The organism is Burkholderia sp. B10, assembly GCF_004368385.1.
In the GTDB taxonomy this organism is placed as follows: Bacteria; Pseudomonadota; Gammaproteobacteria; order Burkholderiales; family Burkholderiaceae; genus Burkholderia; species Burkholderia vietnamiensis.
Genome location: NZ_PQMX01000035.1, coordinates 47,958 through 70,023 on the forward strand (window position 1 = coordinate 47,958; position 22,066 = coordinate 70,023).

Consider the following 22,066-nt stretch of genomic DNA (forward strand, 5'->3'; position numbering starts at 1 on the left):
GTAGCGCATGGCGGATGCGTTCCGGTACGCGGGCATGCGGCGCGCGATATCAAACCGCGCTGGCCTCGTCGATCTTGCGGATATCGTCGTCGTCGAGCGTCACGCGCATCGCTTCGCCGAGCAGCGCGAGTTGCGCGAGCGAGGTGGCGCTCGCGATCGGCGCGGTGATCGTCGGGCGCGCGATCTGCCATGCGAGCGCGATCGCGGCCGGCTCGGTGCTGTGCTTCGCCGACACCTCGTCGAGCGCCGCGAGGATGCGCAGGCCGCGCGCATCGAGATAACCGGCGACGCGATCGCCGCGCACGCTCTTCTTCAGATCCGCCTCGCTGCGATACTTGCCGGACAGGAAGCCGCTCGCGAGCGCGTAGTAGTTCACGACGCCGAGTTTCAGCTCGCGCACCACCGGCTCGAGATCGCGCTCGTATTCGGCGCGGTCGACGAGGTTGTATTCCGGCTGGATCACCTGATATGCGGGGAGCCTGTGGCGCGTGCTGATGTCGGCGGCTTCGCGCAGCCGCGCGCCGCTGTAGTTCGACGCGCCGATGATGCGCACCTTGCCCGCGTCGATCAGCGTCTGATACGCGCCGAGCGTTTCTTCGAGGGGCGTGTCGGCCAGATCGCGGTGCGAGAAATACAGGTCGATGTAGTCGGTCTGCAGGCGGCGCAGCGAATCGTCGGCGGCCTTCAGGATATTGTCCCGGCTCAGTCCCTCGCGCCCCTTGAGCATGCCGACCTTGGTCGCGATCACGACGCGCTCGCGCTTGCCCGAGCGCTTGAGCCACTTGCCGATGATGGTCTCCGACTCGCCGCCGCGGTTGCCGGGCGCCCAGGCCGAATAGACGTCGGCGGTGTCGATGAAGGTGATGCCGGTGTCGGCGAGTGCATCGAGCAGCGCAAACGATGCGTTCTCGTCGACGGTCCAGCCGAATACGTTGCCGCCGAAGGCGAGCGGGGAAACCTGAATGTCAGACGTGCCGAGGGTGCGTAGTGCCATGCTGTTCTCCGGAATCTGCGGGATGGGCCCGGACCGAATCCGACGCGATGGCGAACGATCGAACTGCCTGCGTCGGTGTCGCGGGGCGCACGAACATTCTCGCTGATCGGCTCGGAACGTGCAGCGCGTGCAGCGCCGTCGACACGGAGAAATGGCGGTGAATGGCGGAGGATCCGTCCACGATGGACGCAATACTTGCTGCTGCGGCAGATACGCCAGCCGCCGCGCCCGGCCGAGGCGATACGAAAACCGGCAAGCCGCCACCGGCGCGCAGCGGCCGATCGAGCATTCGCTATCGCAGTTGCACGGCCGCCAGAAACAGCACCATGCTGCCGATCGCACCATCCAGCACGCGCCACGCGACGGCCTTGCGGAACCACGGCGCGAGCAGTCGCGCGCCGTATCCGAGCGCCACGAACCAGACGATGCTCACCGACATCGCGCCGATCGCGAAGGCGAGTCGCGCGCCTTCCGGCTCCCGCGCGCCGGCCGTGCCGATCAGCAGGAACGTGTCGAGATAGACGTGCGGGTTGAGCCACGTGAACGCCAGCGTCATCAGCACGATCGACACCGCGCGTTGCGGCGGCGGCGCGACCGCGTCGCCGCGCACGTCGAGCGTGTCGTGCCCCGGCTTGAGCGCACGGCGCAGCGCATTGACGCCGAACCACGCGAGATAGGCGAGGCCCACGTACAGCACCACGTGAACGAAGGTCGGATAGCGCTCGACGAGCACCGACGCGCCGCCGACGCCCGCACCGATCAGGATCATGTCGGACAGCGCGCACAGCAGCACGATCTTGCCGACATGCGAGCGCATGATGCCTTGCCGGAGCACGAACGCGTTCTGTGCGCCGATGGTGACGATGAGCGACCCGCACAGCGCGGCGCCGTGGGAAAAGGCAATCCAGTTCATGATGGGGAATCGAGGCAGTAGACGGGTGAATCGGTTGGCGCTAGTCTGCGGGCAGCGTCCAGATAAGAGAAGCTAATTCACATAATGCGGATTAAGGAAATCTAATGCTCGACTACGCGTTGCTCGACGCCCTCGCGGCCGTGATTCGGCACGGTTCGTTCGAACGGGCGGCGAAGGAGCTGAACGTCACGCCATCGGCCGTATCGCAGCGCGTGAAGCTGCTGGAGGAGCGCGTCGGCAGCGTGCTGGTCAAGCGCGGCCAGCCGTGCGTCGCGACGACGTCCGGCGCGCTGCTGTGCCGGCACACCGAGCGCGTGCAACTGCTCGAAGCCGAGCTGGGCGGCCGGATGCCGGCGTTGCCGGGCCAGATTGCGGGCGCATGGCCGACGTTGCGCGTGGCCGTCAACGACGACAGCGTCGCGACGTGGTTCATCGATGCGGTCGGGCCGTTCTGCACCGAGCGCGAGACGCTGCTCGATCTGGTGATCGACGACCAGGACTACACGGCCGCACGCATTCGCGACGGCAGCGTGCAGGGTGCGGTGACGGCGCAGGCCGAACCGATCCAGGGATGCAGGTCGATCCGGCTCGGGCGCATCCGTTATCGCGCGGTATGCTCGCCGGCGTTCCACGATCGCTACTTCGGCGCGGGCATCACGCGCGATGCGCTGCGTCGCGCGCCGTGCGTGATGTTCAATCCGAAGGATGGGCTGCAGGCGCGTTTCATCCGGCGCGTGACGCGCGCGGATCTCGATCCGCCGCAACACTGGATACCGCACGTCGCGGGCTATCTGCGCGCATGCGAAACGGGGCTGGGATGGGGCATGTGCCCGGACCGGATGGTCGATCGCCAGCTCGCCGCCGGCGAACTGGTCGACATGTCACGCGGACGGACCGTCGATATCGAGCTGTACTGGCAGAGCTGGCGCCTGTCGATCGGCTGGCTCGACGATTTCAGTGCGGCGCTGAAGGCGCGCGCCGCTCTGTTTCTCGACTGAGCGGCGCGGCAAGGCTGCGGGCGGCGCGCGTGTCGTGCGCCGCCGCGAGATCAGACGTGATGCAGGCCGTCGAAGTCGACGATTTGCACGAGGCGGCCGCGCATTTCGATCAGGCCGCGCTTCTGGAATTTCGACAGCGTGCGGCTGACCGTTTCGAGCGTCATGCCGAGGTAGCTGCCGATGTCTTCGCGCGTCATCCGCAGGTTGAACTCCGACGGCGAGTAGCCGCGCTTCAGGTAGCGCGACGACACGTCGAGCAGGAACGCGGCGACGCGCTCCTCGGCGTTCAGCGAACCGAGCAGCATCGTCTGCGTCGTTTCGCGCACGATCTGCTCGCTCATCAGCTTGTGCATGCGCAACTGCACCGAACCCGCTTCCGAGCACAGCGACTTCAGCGCGCTGTACGGAATCACGCAGACGGAGCTGTCTTCCAGCGCGACCGCGGTGCGCGGATGCGTGTCGTCGCAGATGCCGTCGAGGCCGAGCGCTTCGCCGGCCAGATGCAGGCCGGTGACCTGCTCGCGGCCGTCGTGGCGCGTGGCGACGGTTTTCAGCGAACCGGAGCGCACGGCGAACAGGTTGTCGAAGTTGTCGCCCTCGCGGAACAGCGCTTCGCCGCGCTTGACCGGACGGGATGCGCAGATCACCGACTCGAGACGGCTGAGCACTTCGGGCGCCAGGCCCTGCGGCATGCACAGGTGCCGCATCGCGCACGACGAGCAGTGCGGTGCCTGACGGGGAGCCCAGTTGGCCGCAGCAGACGTGGCGGCGGGACGCGTGGCGACGGGCGTCAACATGATCGTTTACTCCGGCTTTGAATTGATGAAATCATTGTCCCACCGCAAGCTCGGGCTGTCGGGTGACAAAACGTCGCGATGGCGCGCACCTGCCACGGACGTCGCACGCGGTGGGCGCGCATCGTTCAGCTGTGCTGTTCGTCCGCGTGCGCGGCGGCCGGGATCAGCAGCACGGGCAGCGTCGCATGGCGCACGCACTGTTCGGCAATGCTGCCGAGCACCAGCCGGCGGAACCCGCGGCGCCCGTGCGTGCCGAGTACCAGCAGGTCGGCGCCGAACGCCTTCGCACCGTCGAGGATCAGCGCCGACACGTCGTTCAGCGACGATGCCTCGTTGATCCGCGTGGCGCCCTTCACGCCGGCCGCCTCCATCTGCTTCGAGAACTCCGCCGCGAGCGCGTTGCCCTGGGCGAGCAACTGGTCGCGCAGCACGGACGGATCGTAGCCCGGCACGTTGTAATAGATCGCGGCGTTTTCGACGACGTAGAACGGTTGCAGTTCGGCGCCGTGTTCCTTCGCGAGCGCGAGGGCTGCGTCGAATGCGTGGCGGGACGTGTCGCTGCCGTCGATGGCAACGAGGATGCGCTTGTACATGGTGTCTCCGAGTGGCGGGTTGAACGACGAAAGCCGGCCGGATGGCCGAGCCGACCGTGCACGGCTGCGGGGCAGCGTAAACCAACGGCCGTGATTCTGCAGCGTCGTGCCGGGCGGCGCGCGCCCATGAGTACGCAGCGTTCATTGAATCGCAATAATCTCGCGCGGATATGACGTCGATCAATTCCGGTGCATCGAAACCGGCGCGGGCGGGGTGTCCTTCACGGACGATGCCGATATTGCCGGATGTGTCGGCACGGCGCTGGATGGGCGTGTGCGGCGACAGGCAGCGTTTCGAACGTTCGATTGAAACGCGAGGGGCTTGCCGATGGCGCCGCCGGGCGTGTCGACGTCGTTGAATTCGATGCCGGACGGTGCGGGAAGGGCGCTCGCGCCGACGCTTTTCTCGCGGCGAAGTGTGTCGAATCGAAGCAAATCCCGTTCCGGACACGACGGGAAAACGGTGGGTGGGCGGTCGCCACAGTCGTGCGGCGTGCGCTGATTTGTCCTGATTTATTTCAGCTAGAACCCGCGTTTCCTACAGAGTATGATTCCTTTCCTGCGAAGCGGCGACAGGGGACGCAGTCTCGCCGCCTCTGCCCGCACCGGGGCGCCGCAACACCCTTAACGACGGGCAGCGAACAACAAACAAGGGACTAGAGGTGGCGGATTCATGCAAGCGACTACTGCCTTCACGCACCGCGGTTATTTGTTGAATTGCGCGCCCGCGCGCGCGAGCGACGGTTCATTCAAGCCCTACGTCGTGATCTCCCGATCGAGCGACGGGGAGCTCGTCGCTAACCGTTTCTTTCCGACCGAGCTCCAGTTCAACGACGAAGGCGACGCGATCGCGCACGCGCGCGACTGGGCCGTGCGCTGGATCGACGCGAGCAGCATCACGATCTGACGTCGCCGGGCGGCAACCGCGTCGGCCATCCGGCCGATAGCCCGGCGTGCCGCTGCCGCTCGAAAACGCGGTAATCTTGCGGAACCCGTTACTTCATGAGCGGCCGCGCCGATGCGCGGCCGCCTGCATTGGCATATGTCGACATCACCCGCCCGTCAGTGGGGCCTCGAAGAAATCGTTGCCGGCTTGCGCGAATCGCGCGAGGAACTGCATCGCACCCGCCATCCGCGCGGCATCCGTGAACTGCCGTCGCGCGACGCGATCTGCAAGATCGTGACCGGCCTGCGCGCGTCGATGTTTCCGACGCATTACGGCGCGCCGGATCTCACCGACGAAAGCGTCGACTATTACGTGGGTCATACGCTCGAGAGCACGCTGCGGATCCTCTCTGAACAAATTCGCCGTGCGTTGCCGTTCCTGCCCGAGCACGCGGACACGCCGTTCGCGGCACTCGACGAACGCGCGTTCGAGATCGCACGCGAGTTCGGGCGGCAGCTGCCGTCGATTCGCGCGCTGCTGGTGAGCGACATCCAGGCGGCGTACGCGGGCGATCCGGCCGCGCAGCACATCACCGAGATCCTGCTCTGCTATCCCGGCGTGCTCGCGATGATGCACCACCGGCTCGCCCATGCGCTGCACCAGCTCGGCGTGCCGCTGCTCGCGCGCTTCATCAACGAGATCGCGCATTCGGCCACCGGCATCGACATCCACCCCGGCGCGCAGATCGGTCCGAGCTTTTTCATCGACCACGGCACCGGCGTCGTGATCGGCGAAACCGCGATCATCGGCGAGCGCGTGCGCGTGTACCAGGCCGTCACGCTCGGCGCGAAGAGCTTCCCGGCCGACGGCGACGGCGCGCTGGTGAAGGGCAACGCACGCCATCCGATCGTCGAGGACGACGTGGTGATCTACGCGGGCGCGACCATTCTCGGCCGCGTGACGATCGGGCGCGGCTCGGTGATCGGCGGCAACGTGTGGCTCACGCACAGCGTGCCGCCCGGCACGAGCGTCGCGCAGGGCAAGGTCCGCGAGGGCGGCAGCGCCGAGAAGCCGTAACGCGGCGGGCGAGCGGGGCCGCGCGCGGTCGCGCGGCATCCGACGCAGCGGCCGGCGCGGCGGCCGACGACCGGCCTCGCGGTCAGCGAGGCGACATGCGTTTCATCCCGGATACCGGATACTGGATACCGGTTGCCAGCGGCTGCAGGCAGCGCGCTGCGCCGCCGCTCATCCGGCGTCAATGCTTGCCGGCCGGCGATCGGTGCTTGTACAGCACGTCCTGATCGACGCGGATCAGGTTCTGCCCCGCATCGACGACGAAATCCACGCCGTTGTAGGCACTGCCGGTGAGCAGCAGGATCGCGCTCGCCACGTCGTCGGGGCCGGCGATGCGCGCGAGCGGTGTCGACGCGCGGCTCGCGTGTTCGAAGTCGGCCTGCGTTTGATCGTCGCTTGGCAGCATCAGCCCCGGGAACACCGCGTTCACGCGCAGCACCGGCGCCGACGAAAGCGCGAGCATCTGCGTGAGGTTGCCGAGCGCCGCCTTCGCGACCGTGTAGCTGAAGTGGTCGCGGTGGAAGTTCTCCTTGATCTTCTGATCGACCACGTTGACCACGACGCCCTGCGCGCCGGCCGCGCGCGCCCGCTCGTAGAACGCACGCGTGAGGAGGATCGGCGCGCGGCAGTTCACGGCCCACGCCTGATCGAACGCCGCGAGTTCGAAGCTCGGAAAATGGTCCTGCCAGAACACCGACGCATTGTTGACCAGCACGTCGAGGCGGCCGAAGCGCGCATACACCTGATCGATCAGCGCGCTGATCTGCGCGGCATCCGACAGGTCGGCCTGCAGCGCGACTGAATCGTGCCCGCGTTCGGCGATCGCGCGGGCAGCCGTATGGGCGGCGTCGGCCGAGCGATCGTAGTGGATCGCGGTGCGGTAGCCGTGATCGGCGAAATACTCGGCGAATGCGCGCCCGGCCCGGCGCGCGGCGCCGGTCACGAGCACGACGGGCGTGTTCGCCGCTTGCTTCAGGGGCTGCATTACGTGTTGGTGAGGTTGACTGAAGAAGGGTTCGCGACGATCGACAGGAATTCGCGCCGCGTCGACGGATCGGTGCGGAACGTGCCGAGCATGCGCGACGTGACCATTTCCACGCCGGGCTTGTGCACGCCGCGCGTCGAGATGCACTGGTGCGCGGCTTCGAGGATCACGCCGACGCCCTTCGGCTGCAGCACGTCGAACAGCGTATCGGCGATCTGCACGGTCATCTTTTCCTGGATCTGCAGGCGCTTGGCGAAGGCATCGACGAGGCGCGCGAGCTTCGAGATGCCGACGACGCGATGGTTCGGCAGATAGGCGACGTGCGCACGGCCGATGATCGGCACCATGTGATGCTCGCAGTAGCTCTCGAAGCGGATGTCCTTCAGCACGATCATTTCGTCGTAGCCGTCGACTTCGCTGAAGGTGCGCGCGAGGATGTCGCGCGGCTCCAGCGCATAGCCGGCGAAGAACTGCTCGTATGCGCGCACGACCCGCGCCGGGGTGTCGAGCAGGCCTTCGCGGGCCGGATCGTCGCCGGCCCAGCGCAGCAGCACGCGAACGGCATCCTCGGCTTCTTCCCGGGTCGGCCGGGAGGCGGCCGGTTCGGGCCGCGTGGTTTTCTTACCCATCTTCTGATCGCTCCATCGAATGCGGCCGCCAGCGGCGGCGCGGATATCCGGACATTGTTTCATGCTTTGGCCGCCCGTGCGTACGTGCGTACCGCCTGCCGCGCGCGTCCGCTACTTCGGCCATTCGTCCTGCTCGTCGTTGAACAGCGACGCGACGACGCCGCGCAGCCACGCGGTGCGCGGATCGTTGTGGAACTTGCGATGCCAGTGCTGCTTCAGGTCGAAGCGCGGCAGCGGCAGCGGCGGCTCGACCGGCACGATGAACGCGTGCTCGGCCGCATACGCGTAGCCGATCGCATGCGGCACGGTCGCGATCAGGTCGGTGCGGCTCAGGATGAACGGCAGGCTCATGAAGTGCGGCGTCTCGAGCACCGCGCGGCGCTGCATGCGCTGCTTCGCGAGGTGTTTCTCGAGCACTTCCTGGCTGCGTCCTTCGGCCCGCACCACCGCGTGCCCGCAGCCGAGGAACTGCTCGACCGTCAGCGGGCGCGCGTGTTCGAGCGGATGGCCGCGCCGCATCAGGCAGACGAACCGGTGCGTGAACAGCCGCTGCTGGAAGAAGTTGTTGCCGTCGAGATCGGGGAAATAGCCGACCGCCAGATCGATCGAGCCGGCTTCGAGCCCGCGGCCCACTTCGTCGTGCGACAGCGATACCGAACGCAGGTTCGCATGCGGCGCCAGGCTCGCGAAGGCCTGCAGCAGCTTCGGCAGGAACACGATCTCGCCGACGTCCGACAGCGCGATCGAGAACGTATGCGTGCTCGCTGCCGGATCGAAGTCGTGCGGCGCGACGAGGCCGCGCTCGATCTGCGCGAGCGCATCGCGCGCGGCCGGCAGCAATGCCAGCGCGCGCGGCGTCGGCTCCATCCCGCGCGACGTGCGCACGAACAGCGGATCGCCGAAGTAGGCGCGCAGCCGGCCGAGCGCCGTGCTCACGCGCGGCTGGCTCACGCCGAGCAGGTCGCCGGCGCGGCTCACGTTGCGCGTGTCGTCGAGCGCGACGAGATAGGGAATCAGGTTCAGATCGAGCGCGTCCATCGCCGGGCCAATATCTTGAAAATGAATAGAACATATCCGCTGAATCGCGTTGCCGGATAGTCGGGAAAGCGCTGAAATGTGTTCCACGATTCGAATTAATGTTCAGGAGACGAACAATGCGCACCCAGGTCGCCATCATCGGCGCCGGTCCTTCCGGCCTTTTGCTTTCCCATCTGCTGCGCCTGCAAGGCGTCGATTCCATCCTCGTCGAAGCCCGCTCGCGGGAATACTGCGAGAACCGCATTCGCGCCGGCGTGCTCGAGCAGGGAACGGTCGACACGCTGAACGAAGCCGGCCTCGGCGACCGGATGCGGCGCGAGGGGCTCGAACATCACGGCATCGAGCTGCTGTTCTCCGGCCAGCGTCACCGGATCGACCTGAGCGGGCTGACCGGCGGCCGCGCGATCACCGTCTACAGCCAGCACGAAGTCGTGCGCGACCTGATCGCGGCCGGCGATACGCACGGCCATCAGATGCACTTCGACGTCTCGGACGTGGCGCTGCACGACGTGGAGAGCGACCGTCCGTTCGTCACGTTCACCCATGCGGACGGCTGCGCCGAGCGCATCGACTGCGACTACATCGCCGGCTGCGACGGCTTTCACGGCATCGCGCGGCAGACGGTCCCCGCCGAGAAGCTGAACACGTTCGAACGCGTCTATCCGTTCGCGTGGCTCGGCATCCTCGCGGATGCCGCGCCGTCGCTCGACGAGCTCGTGTACGCGCATCACGACAACGGCTTCGCGCTGTTCTCGATGCGCTCACCGACGGTCACGCGCCTCTATCTGCAATGCCGGCCCGACGAAGACCTCGCCGAATGGCCCGACGCGCGCATCTGGGACGAGCTGCACACGCGTTTCTCGAACGACACCGGCTGGACGCCGACCGAAGGCCCGATCACGCAGAAGAGCGTGACGCCGATGCGCAGCTTCGTGTCGGAGACCATGCAGCACGGCCGGCTGTTCCTCGCCGGCGACGCCGCGCACATCGTGCCGCCGACCGGCGCCAAGGGGATGAACCTCGCGGTCGCCGACGTGCGCGTGCTGTCCCGCGCGCTCGGCGCGCGCTACCGCGATGGCGACGCCGCGCCGCTCGAGCGCTACTCGGCGACCTGCCTCGAACGCATCTGGCGCGCCGAGCATTTCTCATACTTCATGACGAACATGCTGCATTCGTCGCCCGACGATTCGCCGTTCGTCAATCGCCTGAAGTTCGCCGAGCTGAAGTACGTGACGCGCTCGCGGGCCGCCGCGCAGTCGCTCGCCGAAAACTACGTCGGCCTGCCGTTCGACGACCAGCTCGCCTCCGATGCAACCCGCCTTGACAACGCGCTGTGCGCGACTCTATGATCGGCAATCGTTCGCTAATCGAATCAAGGTTCGATAGGCGAACAAAAGCCGAGGGTCGACGACGGCCTGCGGCGCGGCACGCGCTCCGCGTGTCACTTCGACAGGCCGCGCATCGTGCCGCGGGTTCGTATCAGGAAGAGACATGGTCAACAAGATTTTCGAATCGCTTCAAGCGGCGGTGGCGGACGTTCACGACGGCGCGACCATCATGATCGGCGGCTTCGGTACGGCGGGCATGCCGTCCGAGCTGATCGACGCGCTGATCGAGCAGGGCGCGCGCGGCCTGACGATCGTCAACAACAACGCGGGCAACGGCGAGACGGGGCTGGCGGCGCTGCTGAAAGCCAAGCGCGTTCGCAAGATCATCTGCTCGTTTCCGCGCCAGAGCGATTCGCAGGTGTTCGATGGGCTGTACCGTGCGGGCGAGATCGAGCTGGAGCTCGTGCCGCAGGGCAACCTCGCCGAGCGGATCCGCGCGGCCGGCGCCGGCATCGGCGGCTTCTTCACGCCGACGGGTTTCGGCACGAAGCTCGCCGAAGGCAAGGAAACGCGCGTGATCGACGGCAAGTCGTACGTGTTCGAAACGCCGATCCATGCGGACTTCGCGCTGGTGAAGGCGTACAAGGGCGACCGCTGGGGCAATCTCGTCTATCGCAAGACGGCGCGCAACTTCGGGCCGATCATGGCCAGCGCGGCGAAGGTCGCGATCGTACAGGTGTCGGAAGTCGTGCCGCTCGGCGCGCTGAACCCGGAACACATCGTGACGCCGGGCATTTTCGTGCAGCGCGTCGTCGAAGTGCCGCAGGCCGCGCATGCGGCCGAGCTGGCTGCCGAACGCGCCTCGCAAGCCGCCTGACGGCCCGAACCTCGTATGGGACCGGCGTTCGCGCGGCAGCGCCCGCGCCGGTCGACAGGAGAACCGAAATGAAACGACTGACCCGCGATGAAATGGCCAAGCGCGTCGCCCAGGACATCCCCGAAGGCGCGTACGTGAACCTCGGCATCGGCGTGCCGACGCTGGTGGCGAACCACCTCGATCCGAGCAAGGAGATCTTCCTGCACAGCGAGAACGGCCTGCTCGGGATGGGCCCGGCGCCCGCGCCCGGCGCCGAGGACGACGAACTGATCAACGCCGGCAAGCAGCACGTGACGCTGCTCACCGGCGGCGCGTATTTTCACCACGCGGATTCGTTCGCGATGATGCGCGGCGGCCATCTCGACTACTGCGTGCTCGGCGCGTTCCAGGTGTCGGCGGACGGCGACCTCGCGAACTGGCATACCGGCGCGCCCGACGCGATTCCGGCCGTCGGCGGCGCGATGGACCTCGCGATCGGCGCGAAGCAGGTGTTCGTGATGATGGAGCACCTGACGAAGCAGGGCGAGAGCAAGATCGTCGCGCAGTGTTCGTATCCGGTGACGGGCGTGCAGTGCGTGAGCCGCATCTATACGGATCTTGCGGTGCTCGACGTGACGGCCGACGGTCTCGCGGTGAGCGAGATCTTCACCGACCTGTCGTTCGACGAACTGCGCAAGCTGACCGGCGTGCCGCTGATCGACGCGACGCGCAAGGCGGCGGCCTGAACGGCAAGCGGGCCGGCGTGCGCGTTCGATCGCACGCCGGCCCGCTTCGGTAGACAATAGCCGCACGCCGTTTTTCCACTCTGACGCCATGCTCGAAGACAGCGCCCGCCTCACTTCCCTCATCTGCGGCACCGAGCCGCTCAACCGGATCTGGTCGCCGCGTGCGACGATCCAGCGGATGCTCGACGTCGAGGCGGCGCTCGCCCGTGCGCTCGCCGCGCAGCAGGTGATTCCCGCGGCGGCGGTCGCGCCGATCGAACGCGCCTGCGACGCCGGCCGGCTCGACGGCGACGCGCTCGCACAGGGCGCCGCGCTCGGCGGCAATCTGGCGATTCCGCTCGTCAAGCAGCTCACCGCGCTGGTGAAGGCCGACGACCCGGAAGCCGCCAAGTTCGTGCACTGGGGCGCGACCAGCCAGGACATCATCGACACCGCGACCGTGCTGCAGCTGCGCGACACGCTCGACGTGCTCGAGCCGCTGCTCGACGAAGCGTGCGCGTCGCTCGCGACGCTCGCTCGCGCGCATCGCGCGACGCCGATGATCGGCCGCACATGGCTGCAGCAGGCGCTCCCCATCACGCTCGGCCTCAAGTTCGCGCAATGGCTCGATGCGCTGCTGCGTCATCGCACGCGCTTCGCCGAATTGCGCGAACGTGCGCTGGTGCTGCAGTTCGGCGGGGCGGCCGGCACGCTCGCGAGCCTGCGCGAACACGCGGCCGGCGTGAGCGCCGCGCTCGCGGCCGATTTGAAGCTCGCGCTGCCGGCCGTGCCGTGGCATACGCAGCGCGATCGCATCGCGGAAGCCGCGTCGTGTTTCGGGATGCTCGTCGGCACGCTCGGCAAGATCGCGCGCGACGTGTCGCTGCAGATGCAGACCGAAGTGGGCGAGCTCGGCGAACCGGCCGCGGCCGGCAAAGGCGGCTCGTCGACGATGCCGCACAAGCGCAACCCGGTCGGCTGCGCGGCGGTGCTCACCGCCGCGACGCGCGCGCCGAACCTCGTGGCGACCGTGTTCGCGGCGATGGTGCAGGAGCATGAGCGCGCGCTCGGCGGCTGGCAGGCCGAATGGGACGCGCTGCCCGACCTCGCGCGCCTGACCGGCGGCGCGCTCGCGCAGATCGCGCAGATCGCCGCGGGCCTCGACGTCAACACCGAGCGCCTCGCCGCGAACCTCGACGTCACGCACGGGCTGATCCTCGGCGAAGCCGTGATGCTCGCGCTCGGCGACCGGATCGGCCGGCTCGATGCGCACCATGTCGTCGAGCATGCGTCGAAGCAGGCCGTGCGCACCGGCGCGACGCTGTTCGACGTGCTCGCGGCGGATCCGGCCGTATCCGCCCACCTGTCGCGCGACGCGCTCGCGCAGCTGCTCGATCCCGCTCATTACGTCGGCGAGGCGCACGCCTACGTCGACGCCGTGCTCGCGCTGCACGCGGGCGCGCAATAACCAGGAGAACCAAGAGATGCCTTTCGCCACTGTCAACGGCGTGAAACTGCATTACCGGATCGACCGTGCCGCGCGCGCCGACGCGCCGTGGCTCGTCTTCTCGAACTCGCTCGGCGCGGATCTGCAGATGTGGGCGCCGCAGATTCGCCCGCTCACGCAGCACTTCAACGTGCTGCGCTACGACACGCGCGGCCACGGCCATTCCGAAGCGCCGGCCGGCTCGTACACGATCGATCAGCTCGCAGGCGACGTGATCGGTCTGCTCGACCATGTCGGCATCGAGCGCGCCTGTTTCTGCGGGATCTCGATGGGCGGCTTGACCGGCGCCGCGCTTGCCGCGCGCTTTCCGGCGCGTATCGTGCGCGCGGTGCTCGCCAACACGTCCGCAAAGATCGGTTCGCCGGAAGTGTGGGCGCCGCGTGCGCAGAAGGCGCGCGCCGAAGGGATGGCCGCGCTCGCCGACGCGGTGCTGCCGCGCTGGTTCACCGACGCGTTCGTCGAACGCGAGCCGCGCCTGTTCGACGCGATCCGCGACACCTTCGTGCATACCGACAAGGACGGCTATGCGGCGAACTGCGACGCGCTGAATGCAGCCGACCTGCGCGACGAAGTGAAGGGCATTGCGCTGCCGGTGCTCGTCGTGACCGGCGCGAAGGACATGTCGACGCCGCCCGACCAGGGCCGTGCGATGGCCGCCGCGATTCCCGGCGCGCGTCACGTCGAATTCGACGGCGCGCACATTTCCAACATCGAGTGCGCCGACGGTTTCAATCGCGCGCTGCTCGACTTCCTGACCGCGTGAGGCGCCGACGATGGACGACCAGCAACGCTACGAAGCGGGGATGAAGGTGCGTCGCGCGGTGCTCGGCGACGCGCACGTCGATCGCTCGCTCGAAAACCGCACCGAAGTGACCGAGGAATTCCAGAACCTGATCACGCGCTACGCATGGGGCGAGATCTGGACGCGCGACGGCCTGCCGCGCCATACGCGCAGCCTGCTGACCATCGCGATGATGGTCGCGCTGAACCGCGGCGAGGAGCTTGCGCTGCACCTGCGCGCGGCGCGCAACAACGGCGTGACGCGCGACGAAATCAAGGAAGTGCTGCTGCAGACTGCGATCTACTGCGGCGTGCCGGCCGCGAACTCGGCGTTTCATCTCGCCGACAAGATCTTCAAGGAGCAGGACGCCGCCGCATAGGCGGTGCCGGCGCGCGCGCCGGCACCGCTTCGCTCGCGCGCCGCGCCGAGGCCGGCGCAGCGTGACGAGCACAACAAGTACGATAAGCACGACGAGCAATGAACGCGCCGGCAGCGTACCGGTGCGTGAGCGAAGGAAAGGCGCGGTCGGGAGGCCGCGCGGGTTGCATCCATATCAATGCAGGAGCGGACCGAAGCGAGCGCCGAAGCGCAGCGTCGGCCGACAAGGAGACTAGCGATGAATCGCACCCCCGTGGTCGATGTTCAGACCTTCATCAACGAGCAGCCGTTCGGTGGTTTTCAGTGGCTCGTGTTCCTCATGTGTTTCGTGATCGTGCTGCTCGACGGCTTCGATACGGCCGCGATCGGCTTCATTGCGCCGTCGCTGCTCGGCGAATGGAACCTCAGCAAGCCCGATCTCGCGCCGGTGCTGAGCGCCGCGCTGTTCGGCCTCGCGTGCGGCGCGCTCGTGTCCGGTCCGCTGTCCGACCGCCTCGGGCGGCGTTCGCTGCTGCTTGGTTCGGTGTTCCTGTTCGGCGTCGCGTGCTTCGCTTCCGCCTTCTCGACCACCATCGGGCACCTGACGGTGCTGCGGTTCATCACCGGCGTCGGCCTCGGCGCCGCGATGCCGAACGCCGTCACGATGATGGGTGAGTTCTGCCCGGACAAGCGCCGCGCAACCGTGATCAATCTGATGTTCTGCGGTTTTCCGCTCGGCGCCGCGTTCGGCGGTTTTCTCGCGGCGTGGATGATTCCGCATTTCGGCTGGCGCAGCGTGCTGCTGCTCGGCGGCGTGACGCCGTTGCTGCTCGGCGTGCTGTTGCTGCTGAAGATGCCCGAGTCGGTGCGCTTCATGGTCGCGCACGGCCGCAGCGTCGAGCGCATTCGCGCGACGCTCGCGCGCATCTCGCGCGATGCGCTGAATGCCGGCTCGTTCGCGCTGACCGAAACGGCGCCGCAGACGGGCGGTAAGGGGCTCGGCGTCGTGATGTCGCGCGCCTACCTCGTCGGCTCGGTGATGCTGTGGGTCGCGTACTTCATGGGGCTCGTCATCTTCTACGCGTCGATCAACTGGATGCCGATTCTGCTGAAGGATGCCGGCCTCGCGCCGAAGAGCGCGACGCTGATTTCCGCGCTGTTCCCGCTCGGCGGCGTCGGCGCGGTGCTGTGCGGCGTGCTGATGGACCGCTTCAACGCGAACCGCGTGATCGCCGTCTGCTACGCGCTGACCGCGATCAGCGTGTACGCGATCGGACAGGCTGCCGGCAATGTGGGGCTGCTGGTGCTGGTCGTGTTCGTCGCGGGCGTGCTGATGAACACCGCGCAGTCGTCGATGCCGGCGCTTGCCGCCGCGTTCTACCCGACCGAAGGGCGCGGCACGGGCGTCGCATGGATGCTGGGCGTGGGACGCTTCGGCGGGATCGCCGGGTCGTTCCTCGTCGCGGAACTGACGCGCCGGCATTTCTCGTTCGCGTCGGTGTTCGCGACGATCGCGGTGGCCGGCCTGCTCGCATGCGTCGCGCTGCTCATCAAGCAGATGGCGCGGCCGCACGGCGCCGCGCAACCGGCCGGGAAGGTCGAGTCGCTCGGGCATTGACCGCGAGCGTGGCGGGCGACGCACCGGGTTCGTTGGTGCGGCGCGGGCCGGCGCGGTGAGCGACGGCCGACGACGGATCGGGCCGCTTCGGCGGCCCGTCGCTATTGCGGCCGGTGCGCCGCTATTCCTCGGCGTCGTGTTCCTTGACGAAATTTCGCAGATACGCGCGCAGCGCCGCCTCCTGGCTGCGATGATCGATGTGGCTGGCGGCGCCTATTTCGGCTTCGTCGCCGAACAGTGTCGGCGGCGCGCAGTACGTGCCCACTTCGACGTTTTCGCGCAGCACGCGGATGTCGTGCGTGAGCGGGCGATATTCGGCGACCCAGTGCATGCCTTCGATATGCTCGCCGGCCTTCAGCAGTGGCTTCATCGACAACCTCCGTGCAGAGCAGCGGTGCAGCCGCCTAAGCGGCTGCACGCGCCCGTACGCGAAGGGTACGCCTGCGCCGCACGAAGCTCAACGGGCGCACTTGTGAGTGCTTACTGCGGTAGCAAGTGGATGACGAGCGGATACAGCGACAGGACCAGCAGCGCGGCCATCGTGACGTTGAAGATGCGCAGCGCGCGGCGGTTCGACAGGAAGCGGCGCAGGCCCTGGCCGAAGGCGGCCCACAGGCTGATGCACGGAAAGCCGATCATGACGAACACGACGGCCATCCACGCGGCGTTCATGCCGTAGTCGGCTGACAGGCGGATCGTCGTCGCGGCGGTCAGCACCATCATCCACGCTTTCGGGTTCACCCACTGGAACGCGGCGGCTTCGACGAACGTCATCGGCCGCGGCTTCGCGCCGTGCGCCTTTACCTCCCCGGACGTGCCGATTCGCCATGCGAGATACAGCAGATAGGCGACGCTCGCGACTTCGAGAATCGTATACAGGAACGGCACGCGGCGGAACGCTTCGCCGAGGCCGAAGCCGACGCAGAGCATCAGGATCGCAACGCCGCTGCTGATGCCGAACAGGTGCGGCATCGTGCGGCGGAAACCGAAGTTGACGCCGGACGCGAGCAGCATCGTGTTATTCGGGCCTGGCGTGATCGACGTGACGAGCGCGAACAGCATGCCGGCCGGCAATGCGCTGAGGGTGAGGAATTCCATCGCGAAGTTCTCCATTCGTGTTCGAGGCTGGGATGGAGTCAGTGTAGCGACGGGTTTATGTACAGTACCGGTACAGTTGGATTGACGATTGCCGGTACGGAGGGGTGGTTGTTGTCGTCGGCCGATGGGCTGGTGTTGTCTCTCAGAAAAGATGTCCGCAGTCTCAATAAGTTGTCTTTGAATAATTGGCTACCTGCCACGTGCAAGGGATGTGATCCATATCGGCGGGCAGAAAATGATCGGAGAATATTTGGCGATGGTGGTATATGACGCAATGTTTGATCGACGTTGTCACATCGGAGGCGCTCATCCGCCATTCAACGTGCGATTTCGCCCGCGCACAAAGCATCGTCGATCGCAACCGTCAAGCAGCGCATGGCAGCGATCTGTCACATGTTCGACGGGCTCGTCACCGGCCAAGATGGACCGTACATTCCGCCGCGCCGGTGAAGGGCCCGACCTACACCACAAAGCAGGGCAAGATGCCAGTGCTCGACGCGACTGAAGCGGAGTAACTGCTCGACAGTATCGATGTGAGGATGCCGGTCGGGCTGCGTGACCGCGCACGGATCGCGTTGATGGTGTTTTCGTTCACGCAGATCGGCGCAGCGCTCACGATGCGGGTCGACGACGTCTATGTGCAACAGCGCTGGCTGTAGGTGCATCTGTACGAAAAACGCGGCAAGGCGCTCACGATGTCGTGTCATCACACGCTCGAAGCGTACATGCATGCATACCTCGAGGGCATTGGCCTGGCTGCTGAGCCGAAGCTCGACCTGATCCTGCAACGCACGGCCGCGCTCGGCATGCACGGCACAGTCACGATCAGCCACGGCTTCTGCCTCGGCGACCTCGCCGAACGCGAGCGCGACGCGCTGCTCGCGCGGATGGCCGAGCTGCGCGTCGCGATCGTCACGACCGCGCCGGCCGCGGTGCCGGTGCCGTCGGTCGCCGCGTGCCGCGCGGCGGGCGTGACGGTCATCGGCGGCAACGACGGCGTGCGCGATACGTGGACGCCGTTCGGTTCGCCCGACATGCTGGAGCGCGCGATGCTGATCGCGATGCGCGACGATTTCCGACGCGACGACGCGCTCGAAGTCGCGCTCGACTGCGTGACCCACGGCGGCGCGCGCGGCTGCGGCTTCGTCGACTACGGCCTGGAGGCCGGCAAGCGCGCCGACGTCGTGCTCGTCGATGTGGCGACGTTCGCGGAAGCCGTAGTCGCGCGGCCGCTGCGGCGGCTCGTCGTGTCGTCGGGGAAGATCGTTGCGCGCGACGGCGTGCTGCTCTGAGCGCAATGCCGCCGCACGCGCTTAGTGCTGCTCGTGCTCGAGCATCGTCGCCAGCGCTTTCGTCAGTTCATTGACCACCGGATCGGCGGTCGGCCGGTGCAGGATTGCGATGTCCATGTTCTCGATCGGCGCGAAGCCCTGCGTCGCGGTCAACACGACGTGCTCGTCGGTGACCGCGCGCGCGGGCAGCACGCTGATGCCGAGGCCGTCCGCGACGGCCGCCTGGATGCCGCTCAGGCTCGACGTCGTGAACGCGATGCGCCAGCGCCGGCCGCGTGCCTCGATCGCCTCGATCATGTCGTCGCGATAGAGCCCGCGCGGCGGGAACGCGACGATCGGCAGCGGATCGAGATCGATCGACGGATGCCGCGCGCTGTCAATCCAGCGCAGCTTCTCGGGCCAGCGCACGACCGCCTCGCGGCTGCCGCGCCGCTGCTTGATCAGCACCAGGTCGAGCTCGCCGCGATCGTACGCGGCGCTGACGTCGCGGCTCAGCCCGCACGTGACTTCCAGCTTCACCTGCGGATGATCGCGCTTGAACGCCGCGAGCGCGTGCGTCGTGCGGCCCGCCGCGAAATCGTCGGGCACGCCGAGCCGGATCGTCAGCGCGACGGTGGCGCCCGTCAGCGCTTCGAGCATCTCGTCGTTCAACGCGAGCATGCGGCGCGCGTAGCTCAGCACGGTCACGCCCGCGTCGGTCGGCCGGACGTCGCGCGTGCCGCGGTCGAGCAGCCGGTGTCCGGCGATCTCCTCGAGCCGCCGCACCTTCTGGCTGACGGTCGACTGCGTCGAATGCAGCCGTGCGGAGGCCGTCGTGAAACTGCCGCAATCCGCGACCATCACGAGCGCGCGCAGCAGGTCGAGGTCGAACAGGGGTCTATTCATTTCCGCACTTGTTTGGATCGCCGCATTTCATTTTCAACTATCGGTGGGCGATTTTTAACATGGCCGGTGCGTGTCGGCAACCGCGATTGATGTGGAGGCTGCACGCCATTACGCAGTTCAACGCAGCGCTGGCGCGTGCGCTGGATGGGCGCGCTCGGCGGCCGCCTCTGGCGGAAGCGCGCGGTGCGTCGATGTAGCGGGATACGACGGATCGGTCGACACTGAACGCCCCGGAAACCGCGCGTTAGCGGCCAGGCATAAGTTGCTCGGCGCGGTGACCGCTTCAGGTCTGGTGTCGGCCGGCGCCCGGCTTGAAGCGCGAGCCGAGCCGGTAACGATTGCCCGGATGCACGAAGTGCACGAACGTGACGGGTAAGCCGTTCGTCCAGGTGCGACGCGTGAGCGTCAGGCACGGCTCGTCGGCGGGCATGTCGAGCAGCCGTGCCTGCTCGCCGGTCGGCAGCGACGCGTCGACGACGTGCTCGATTTCGAGTTCGTGGTGCGACACGTTGTTGAACAGGTATTCGGACGGCGGCTCGACTTCGAAATCCTGATCGATGAAACCGGGCGCGGCGGCCGGATTGACGTAGCGGTCCTCGAGCTGGATCGGGCGGCCGTTCTCCTCGTGCACGCACACCACGTGAAAGACCGGCGTGTTGACGTCGAGCCCGAACGCGGCGGCCACGTCGAACGACGCGGGCTCGCGCGCGCGGCTCAGTACGCGACAGCGGTATTCGTGGCCGCGCGCGCGAATCTCGTCGCGGATGTGCGCGATCATCAGCAGGTTCGACTGCGGCTTCGCTTCGGCGACGAAGGTGCCGACGCCGGAGATCCGCTCGAGCACGCCTTCCTCGGTCAGCTCGCGCAGCGCGCGATTGACCGTCATGCGCGCGACGCCGAAGCGCGCGGCGAGATCGAGCTCGGATGGAATGCGCTCGCCCGTGCGCCATTCGCCCGACGCGACGTTCCGGCGAACGAGCGTCTTGATCTGCTGGAACGGTGCGGTGGCCTTCGTGACCATCGGTGGATCCTCGCGCGTAGAAGTGACGACGCTAGCCGTCGTGACTGACGATGACCAGGATCTCCGCCTGCGGGGTGCCGACGCTGCGCGTGCGGTGCGGGATCAGTGCGTTGAAATAGACTGAATCGCCGGTCGCGAGTTGCACCGTCTCGTTGGGAAATTCGATCTCGACGCGCCCCTTGTGGACGAACGGGAATTCCCTGCGTTCGTGCTCGCGAAACGTCGACGCCACGAATTCGTGCAGCGGCGGTACGACGAACGGCAGCGTCTTCTTCGGCGCGAGGCCGGCGGCGATGCTTTTGGGGCGATGCGCGTCGTGGCCGGCGGCCGCTCCCATTGCCGTGCGCTCACCGGCGCGTGACGGTGATCGGCTCAGCCGGCAGGCAGGTTGCGGACGTCGGCCGTCGGCTCGGCGCCGAACGCGTCGCTGAGCGCGTAGCCGATCAGGTGTCGCGCGGCCTCGTCGGGCGTAGACAGCGCGCCGCTCGCTTTCAGCGCGTCGAATTTTTCTCGCATCGGGAAGTTGGCTTCGCTGGTCGAGCGGATCGTTGCCTGCATGCCGGTGTCGACGACACCCGGCGCGACGCTGCAGATCCGCAGCGCGCGGTTCGCGTCGAGCGCGACGGCGCGCGCGTGGTGATCGAGCGCGGCCTTCGTCGCGCAGTAGACGCTCCAGCCCGCGTATGCGTTGCGGGCGGCGCCGCTCGACACGTGCAGCACGCGGCATTCGGTCGGCGCCGCTGCGGCTTGCACGAGCGCGGCCGACAGCATCAGCGGGGCGGCGACGTTCAGCGCGACCGCGCGCGCGACCAGCGCCGGGTCTTGCGCGGCCAGCGGGCCGATCGGGTCGACGACGCCTGCGTTGTTGAACAGCAGGACGAGCGATGCGCCGTCGACGAAGCTGCGCAGCGCGCCGCCGGTGAGCCAGGCCGCCACGGCCGCGGCGTCGGACAGGTCGAGCTCGGTCTCGACAAGGCGATCGCTGGCTGTTGCGGCGAGCGACGGATGCCGGCTGCGCGATACGCCGAGCACGGCGATGTCCTGCTGCAGCAATTGTTCGGCGAGCGATGCGCCGAGGCCGCGCGTATGTCCGGTGACGATGGCGCGCACGCTGGGTGCGCAAGCGGTTGCATTCATGGGGGTGAGCGAGTGTGCGGATGAGGGAGCGAACAGGGGCGCGAACGTGCGGAGCGGAGGCGCGGCGGCACGGCAGGCGATGCGCCGATGCGCCGGCGCGAATGCGCGAGCGGATCGCGCAGCGTCGCGACGCGTGACGCGTATCGTAGCGCCGGCGTGCGCGACGCGCAAACGGGCAAACGGGCAAACGGGCAAACGGGCAAACGGGCAAACGCACCGACGCACGAACGCACGAACGCGCCAATGCGCCAACGCCAACGCCAACGCCGACGCCGACGCCGACGCCGACGCCAACGCCAACGCGCAAAGGCGCAAGGCGCAAGGCGCAAGGCGCAAGGCGCAAAGGCGCAAAGGCGCAAGGGCGCAAGGGCGCAAGGGCGCAAGGGCGCAAGGGCGCAAGGGCGCAAGGGCGCAAGGGCGAATACGCCGGAGTGCAGAGACGCAGCGACGCCAGGGCACAAGGGCACAAGGGCACAAGGGCACAAGGGCACGGCGCCGCCCGCAGCCAGAATCCACAGCAACGAACATCCCACCATCCCCCACCCGCCATACCG

23 protein-coding genes and 2 pseudogenes are annotated in these 22,066 nt (G+C 67.5%); 11 read left to right on the forward strand and 14 right to left on the reverse strand.

The window, feature by feature from the left end; genetic code table 11:
* Positions 1 to 49: 49 nt before the first annotated feature.
* Positions 50 to 994, reverse strand: coding sequence for an aldo/keto reductase (locus tag C3Y15_RS18380; RefSeq protein ID WP_014724229.1), 945 nt, complete (start codon positions 992 to 994; stop codon positions 50 to 52).
* A 292-nt stretch (positions 995 to 1,286) separates the two neighbouring features.
* Positions 1,287 to 1,907 carry a LysE/ArgO family amino acid transporter gene (locus tag C3Y15_RS18385; protein ID WP_034193423.1) on the reverse strand — a complete coding sequence of 207 codons (621 nt, stop codon included), beginning with the start codon at positions 1,905 to 1,907 and terminating at the stop codon, positions 1,287 to 1,289.
* A gap of 104 nt (positions 1,908 to 2,011) precedes the next feature.
* Between C3Y15_RS18385 and C3Y15_RS18390 the strand changes: the two genes are divergently transcribed.
* Entirely contained in the window at positions 2,012 to 2,905 is an 894-nt protein-coding gene (locus tag C3Y15_RS18390; protein ID WP_059475327.1) for a LysR family transcriptional regulator ArgP, read from the forward strand.
* Positions 2,906 to 2,955: 50 nt separating this feature from the next.
* On the opposite strand, the gene fnr is transcribed toward C3Y15_RS18390, so the two are convergent.
* From fnr to C3Y15_RS18410, 3 genes are all read right to left on the reverse strand, one after another.
* Positions 2,956 to 3,702 carry a fumarate/nitrate reduction transcriptional regulator Fnr gene (fnr, locus tag C3Y15_RS18395; protein ID WP_011881094.1) on the reverse strand — a complete coding sequence of 249 codons (747 nt, stop codon included), beginning with the start codon at positions 3,700 to 3,702 and terminating at the stop codon, positions 2,956 to 2,958.
* A 125-nt stretch (positions 3,703 to 3,827) separates the two neighbouring features.
* Positions 3,828 to 4,295: a universal stress protein gene (locus tag C3Y15_RS18405; protein WP_045578369.1), complete on the reverse strand. Its 468-nt coding sequence runs from the start codon at positions 4,293 to 4,295 to the stop codon at positions 3,828 to 3,830.
* Between the two features lie 180 nt (positions 4,296 to 4,475).
* Complete coding sequence (locus C3Y15_RS18410; RefSeq protein WP_124259652.1) at positions 4,476 to 4,730, reverse strand: hypothetical protein; 255 nt, start codon at positions 4,728 to 4,730, stop codon at positions 4,476 to 4,478.
* Positions 4,731 to 4,968: 238 nt separating this feature from the next.
* Between C3Y15_RS18410 and C3Y15_RS18415 the strand changes: the two genes are divergently transcribed.
* A complete protein-coding gene (locus C3Y15_RS18415; protein ID WP_011659947.1) occupies positions 4,969 to 5,202 on the forward strand; it encodes a hypothetical protein in 234 nt (77 codons plus the stop codon).
* A 135-nt stretch (positions 5,203 to 5,337) separates the two neighbouring features.
* On the forward strand, positions 5,338 to 6,258 hold the full coding sequence (gene epsC, locus C3Y15_RS18420; RefSeq protein ID WP_041494248.1) for a serine O-acetyltransferase EpsC: 921 nt from the start codon (positions 5,338 to 5,340) through the stop codon (positions 6,256 to 6,258).
* A gap of 178 nt (positions 6,259 to 6,436) precedes the next feature.
* Here the strand turns inward: epsC and C3Y15_RS18425 are convergent, their stop codons facing one another.
* The 3 genes from C3Y15_RS18425 to C3Y15_RS18435 form a co-directional block, all read right to left on the reverse strand.
* The gene (locus C3Y15_RS18425; RefSeq protein WP_011881090.1) at positions 6,437 to 7,240 is read right to left on the reverse strand and encodes an SDR family oxidoreductase; all 804 of its coding nucleotides are present in this window, start codon (positions 7,238 to 7,240) and stop codon (positions 6,437 to 6,439) included.
* Positions 7,240 to 7,869 carry a GTP cyclohydrolase I FolE gene (gene folE, locus C3Y15_RS18430; RefSeq protein WP_011881089.1) on the reverse strand — a complete coding sequence of 210 codons (630 nt, stop codon included), beginning with the start codon at positions 7,867 to 7,869 and terminating at the stop codon, positions 7,240 to 7,242. Before folE ends, C3Y15_RS18425 begins: the two co-directional genes overlap by 1 nt.
* 111 nt (positions 7,870 to 7,980) lie before the next feature.
* Positions 7,981 to 8,907 carry a LysR family transcriptional regulator gene (locus C3Y15_RS18435; protein ID WP_011881088.1) on the reverse strand — a complete coding sequence of 309 codons (927 nt, stop codon included), beginning with the start codon at positions 8,905 to 8,907 and terminating at the stop codon, positions 7,981 to 7,983.
* Between the two features lie 116 nt (positions 8,908 to 9,023).
* On the opposite strand from C3Y15_RS18435, the gene pobA reads away from it, so the two are divergent.
* The 7 genes from pobA to C3Y15_RS18470 all read left to right on the forward strand — a co-directional run bounded on the left by pobA (position 9,024) and on the right by C3Y15_RS18470 (position 16,079).
* The gene (pobA, locus tag C3Y15_RS18440) at positions 9,024 to 10,256 is read left to right on the forward strand and encodes a 4-hydroxybenzoate 3-monooxygenase (RefSeq protein ID WP_069246399.1); all 1,233 of its coding nucleotides are present in this window, start codon (positions 9,024 to 9,026) and stop codon (positions 10,254 to 10,256) included.
* A gap of 142 nt (positions 10,257 to 10,398) precedes the next feature.
* The gene (locus C3Y15_RS18445) at positions 10,399 to 11,112 is read left to right on the forward strand and encodes a 3-oxoacid CoA-transferase subunit A (RefSeq protein ID WP_011881086.1); all 714 of its coding nucleotides are present in this window, start codon (positions 10,399 to 10,401) and stop codon (positions 11,110 to 11,112) included.
* Positions 11,113 to 11,180: 68 nt separating this feature from the next.
* Positions 11,181 to 11,837 (forward strand): CoA transferase subunit B, encoded by a 657-nt coding sequence (locus tag C3Y15_RS18450; RefSeq protein ID WP_011881085.1) that lies wholly within the window; start codon positions 11,181 to 11,183, stop codon positions 11,835 to 11,837.
* Positions 11,838 to 11,925: 88 nt separating this feature from the next.
* On the forward strand, positions 11,926 to 13,284 hold the full coding sequence (locus C3Y15_RS18455; RefSeq protein WP_011881084.1) for a 3-carboxy-cis,cis-muconate cycloisomerase: 1,359 nt from the start codon (positions 11,926 to 11,928) through the stop codon (positions 13,282 to 13,284).
* A 16-nt stretch (positions 13,285 to 13,300) separates the two neighbouring features.
* Positions 13,301 to 14,086 carry a 3-oxoadipate enol-lactonase gene (pcaD, locus tag C3Y15_RS18460; protein ID WP_059740511.1) on the forward strand — a complete coding sequence of 262 codons (786 nt, stop codon included), beginning with the start codon at positions 13,301 to 13,303 and terminating at the stop codon, positions 14,084 to 14,086.
* A 10-nt stretch (positions 14,087 to 14,096) separates the two neighbouring features.
* The gene (pcaC, locus tag C3Y15_RS18465; protein WP_011881082.1) at positions 14,097 to 14,483 is read left to right on the forward strand and encodes a 4-carboxymuconolactone decarboxylase; all 387 of its coding nucleotides are present in this window, start codon (positions 14,097 to 14,099) and stop codon (positions 14,481 to 14,483) included.
* 237 nt (positions 14,484 to 14,720) lie between these two features.
* Positions 14,721 to 16,079, forward strand: coding sequence for an MFS transporter (locus C3Y15_RS18470; RefSeq protein WP_059462708.1), 1,359 nt, complete (start codon positions 14,721 to 14,723; stop codon positions 16,077 to 16,079).
* 121 nt (positions 16,080 to 16,200) lie between these two features.
* Here C3Y15_RS18470 and C3Y15_RS18475 read toward each other — a convergent pair whose 3' ends face one another.
* Both C3Y15_RS18475 and C3Y15_RS18480 read right to left on the reverse strand, forming a co-directional pair.
* Positions 16,201 to 16,449, reverse strand: coding sequence for a hypothetical protein (locus C3Y15_RS18475; RefSeq protein ID WP_011881080.1), 249 nt, complete (start codon positions 16,447 to 16,449; stop codon positions 16,201 to 16,203).
* 110 nt (positions 16,450 to 16,559) lie between these two features.
* Positions 16,560 to 17,177, reverse strand: coding sequence for a LysE family translocator (locus C3Y15_RS18480; RefSeq protein WP_011881079.1), 618 nt, complete (start codon positions 17,175 to 17,177; stop codon positions 16,560 to 16,562).
* 770 nt (positions 17,178 to 17,947) lie between these two features.
* Between C3Y15_RS18480 and C3Y15_RS18485 the strand changes: the two are divergent.
* Positions 17,948 to 18,469: pseudogene (locus tag C3Y15_RS18485) on the forward strand (amidohydrolase family protein); the annotation flags it as partial.
* A gap of 21 nt (positions 18,470 to 18,490) precedes the next feature.
* On the opposite strand, the gene C3Y15_RS18490 reads toward C3Y15_RS18485, so the two are convergent.
* The 4 genes and pseudogenes from C3Y15_RS18490 to C3Y15_RS18505 all read right to left on the reverse strand — a co-directional run bounded on the left by C3Y15_RS18490 (position 18,491) and on the right by C3Y15_RS18505 (position 21,512).
* On the reverse strand, positions 18,491 to 19,354 hold the full coding sequence (locus C3Y15_RS18490; RefSeq protein ID WP_011881077.1) for a LysR substrate-binding domain-containing protein: 864 nt from the start codon (positions 19,352 to 19,354) through the stop codon (positions 18,491 to 18,493).
* 283 nt (positions 19,355 to 19,637) lie between these two features.
* A complete protein-coding gene (gene hutC, locus C3Y15_RS18495; protein ID WP_011881076.1) occupies positions 19,638 to 20,375 on the reverse strand; it encodes a histidine utilization repressor in 738 nt (245 codons plus the stop codon).
* Positions 20,376 to 20,406: 31 nt separating this feature from the next.
* Positions 20,407 to 20,742, reverse strand: a pseudogene (locus C3Y15_RS18500) (cupin domain-containing protein); the annotation flags it as partial.
* 5 nt (positions 20,743 to 20,747) lie between these two features.
* Positions 20,748 to 21,512 (reverse strand): SDR family oxidoreductase, encoded by a 765-nt coding sequence (locus C3Y15_RS18505; protein ID WP_069246400.1) that lies wholly within the window; start codon positions 21,510 to 21,512, stop codon positions 20,748 to 20,750.
* Positions 21,513 to 22,066: the final 554 nt, after the last annotated feature.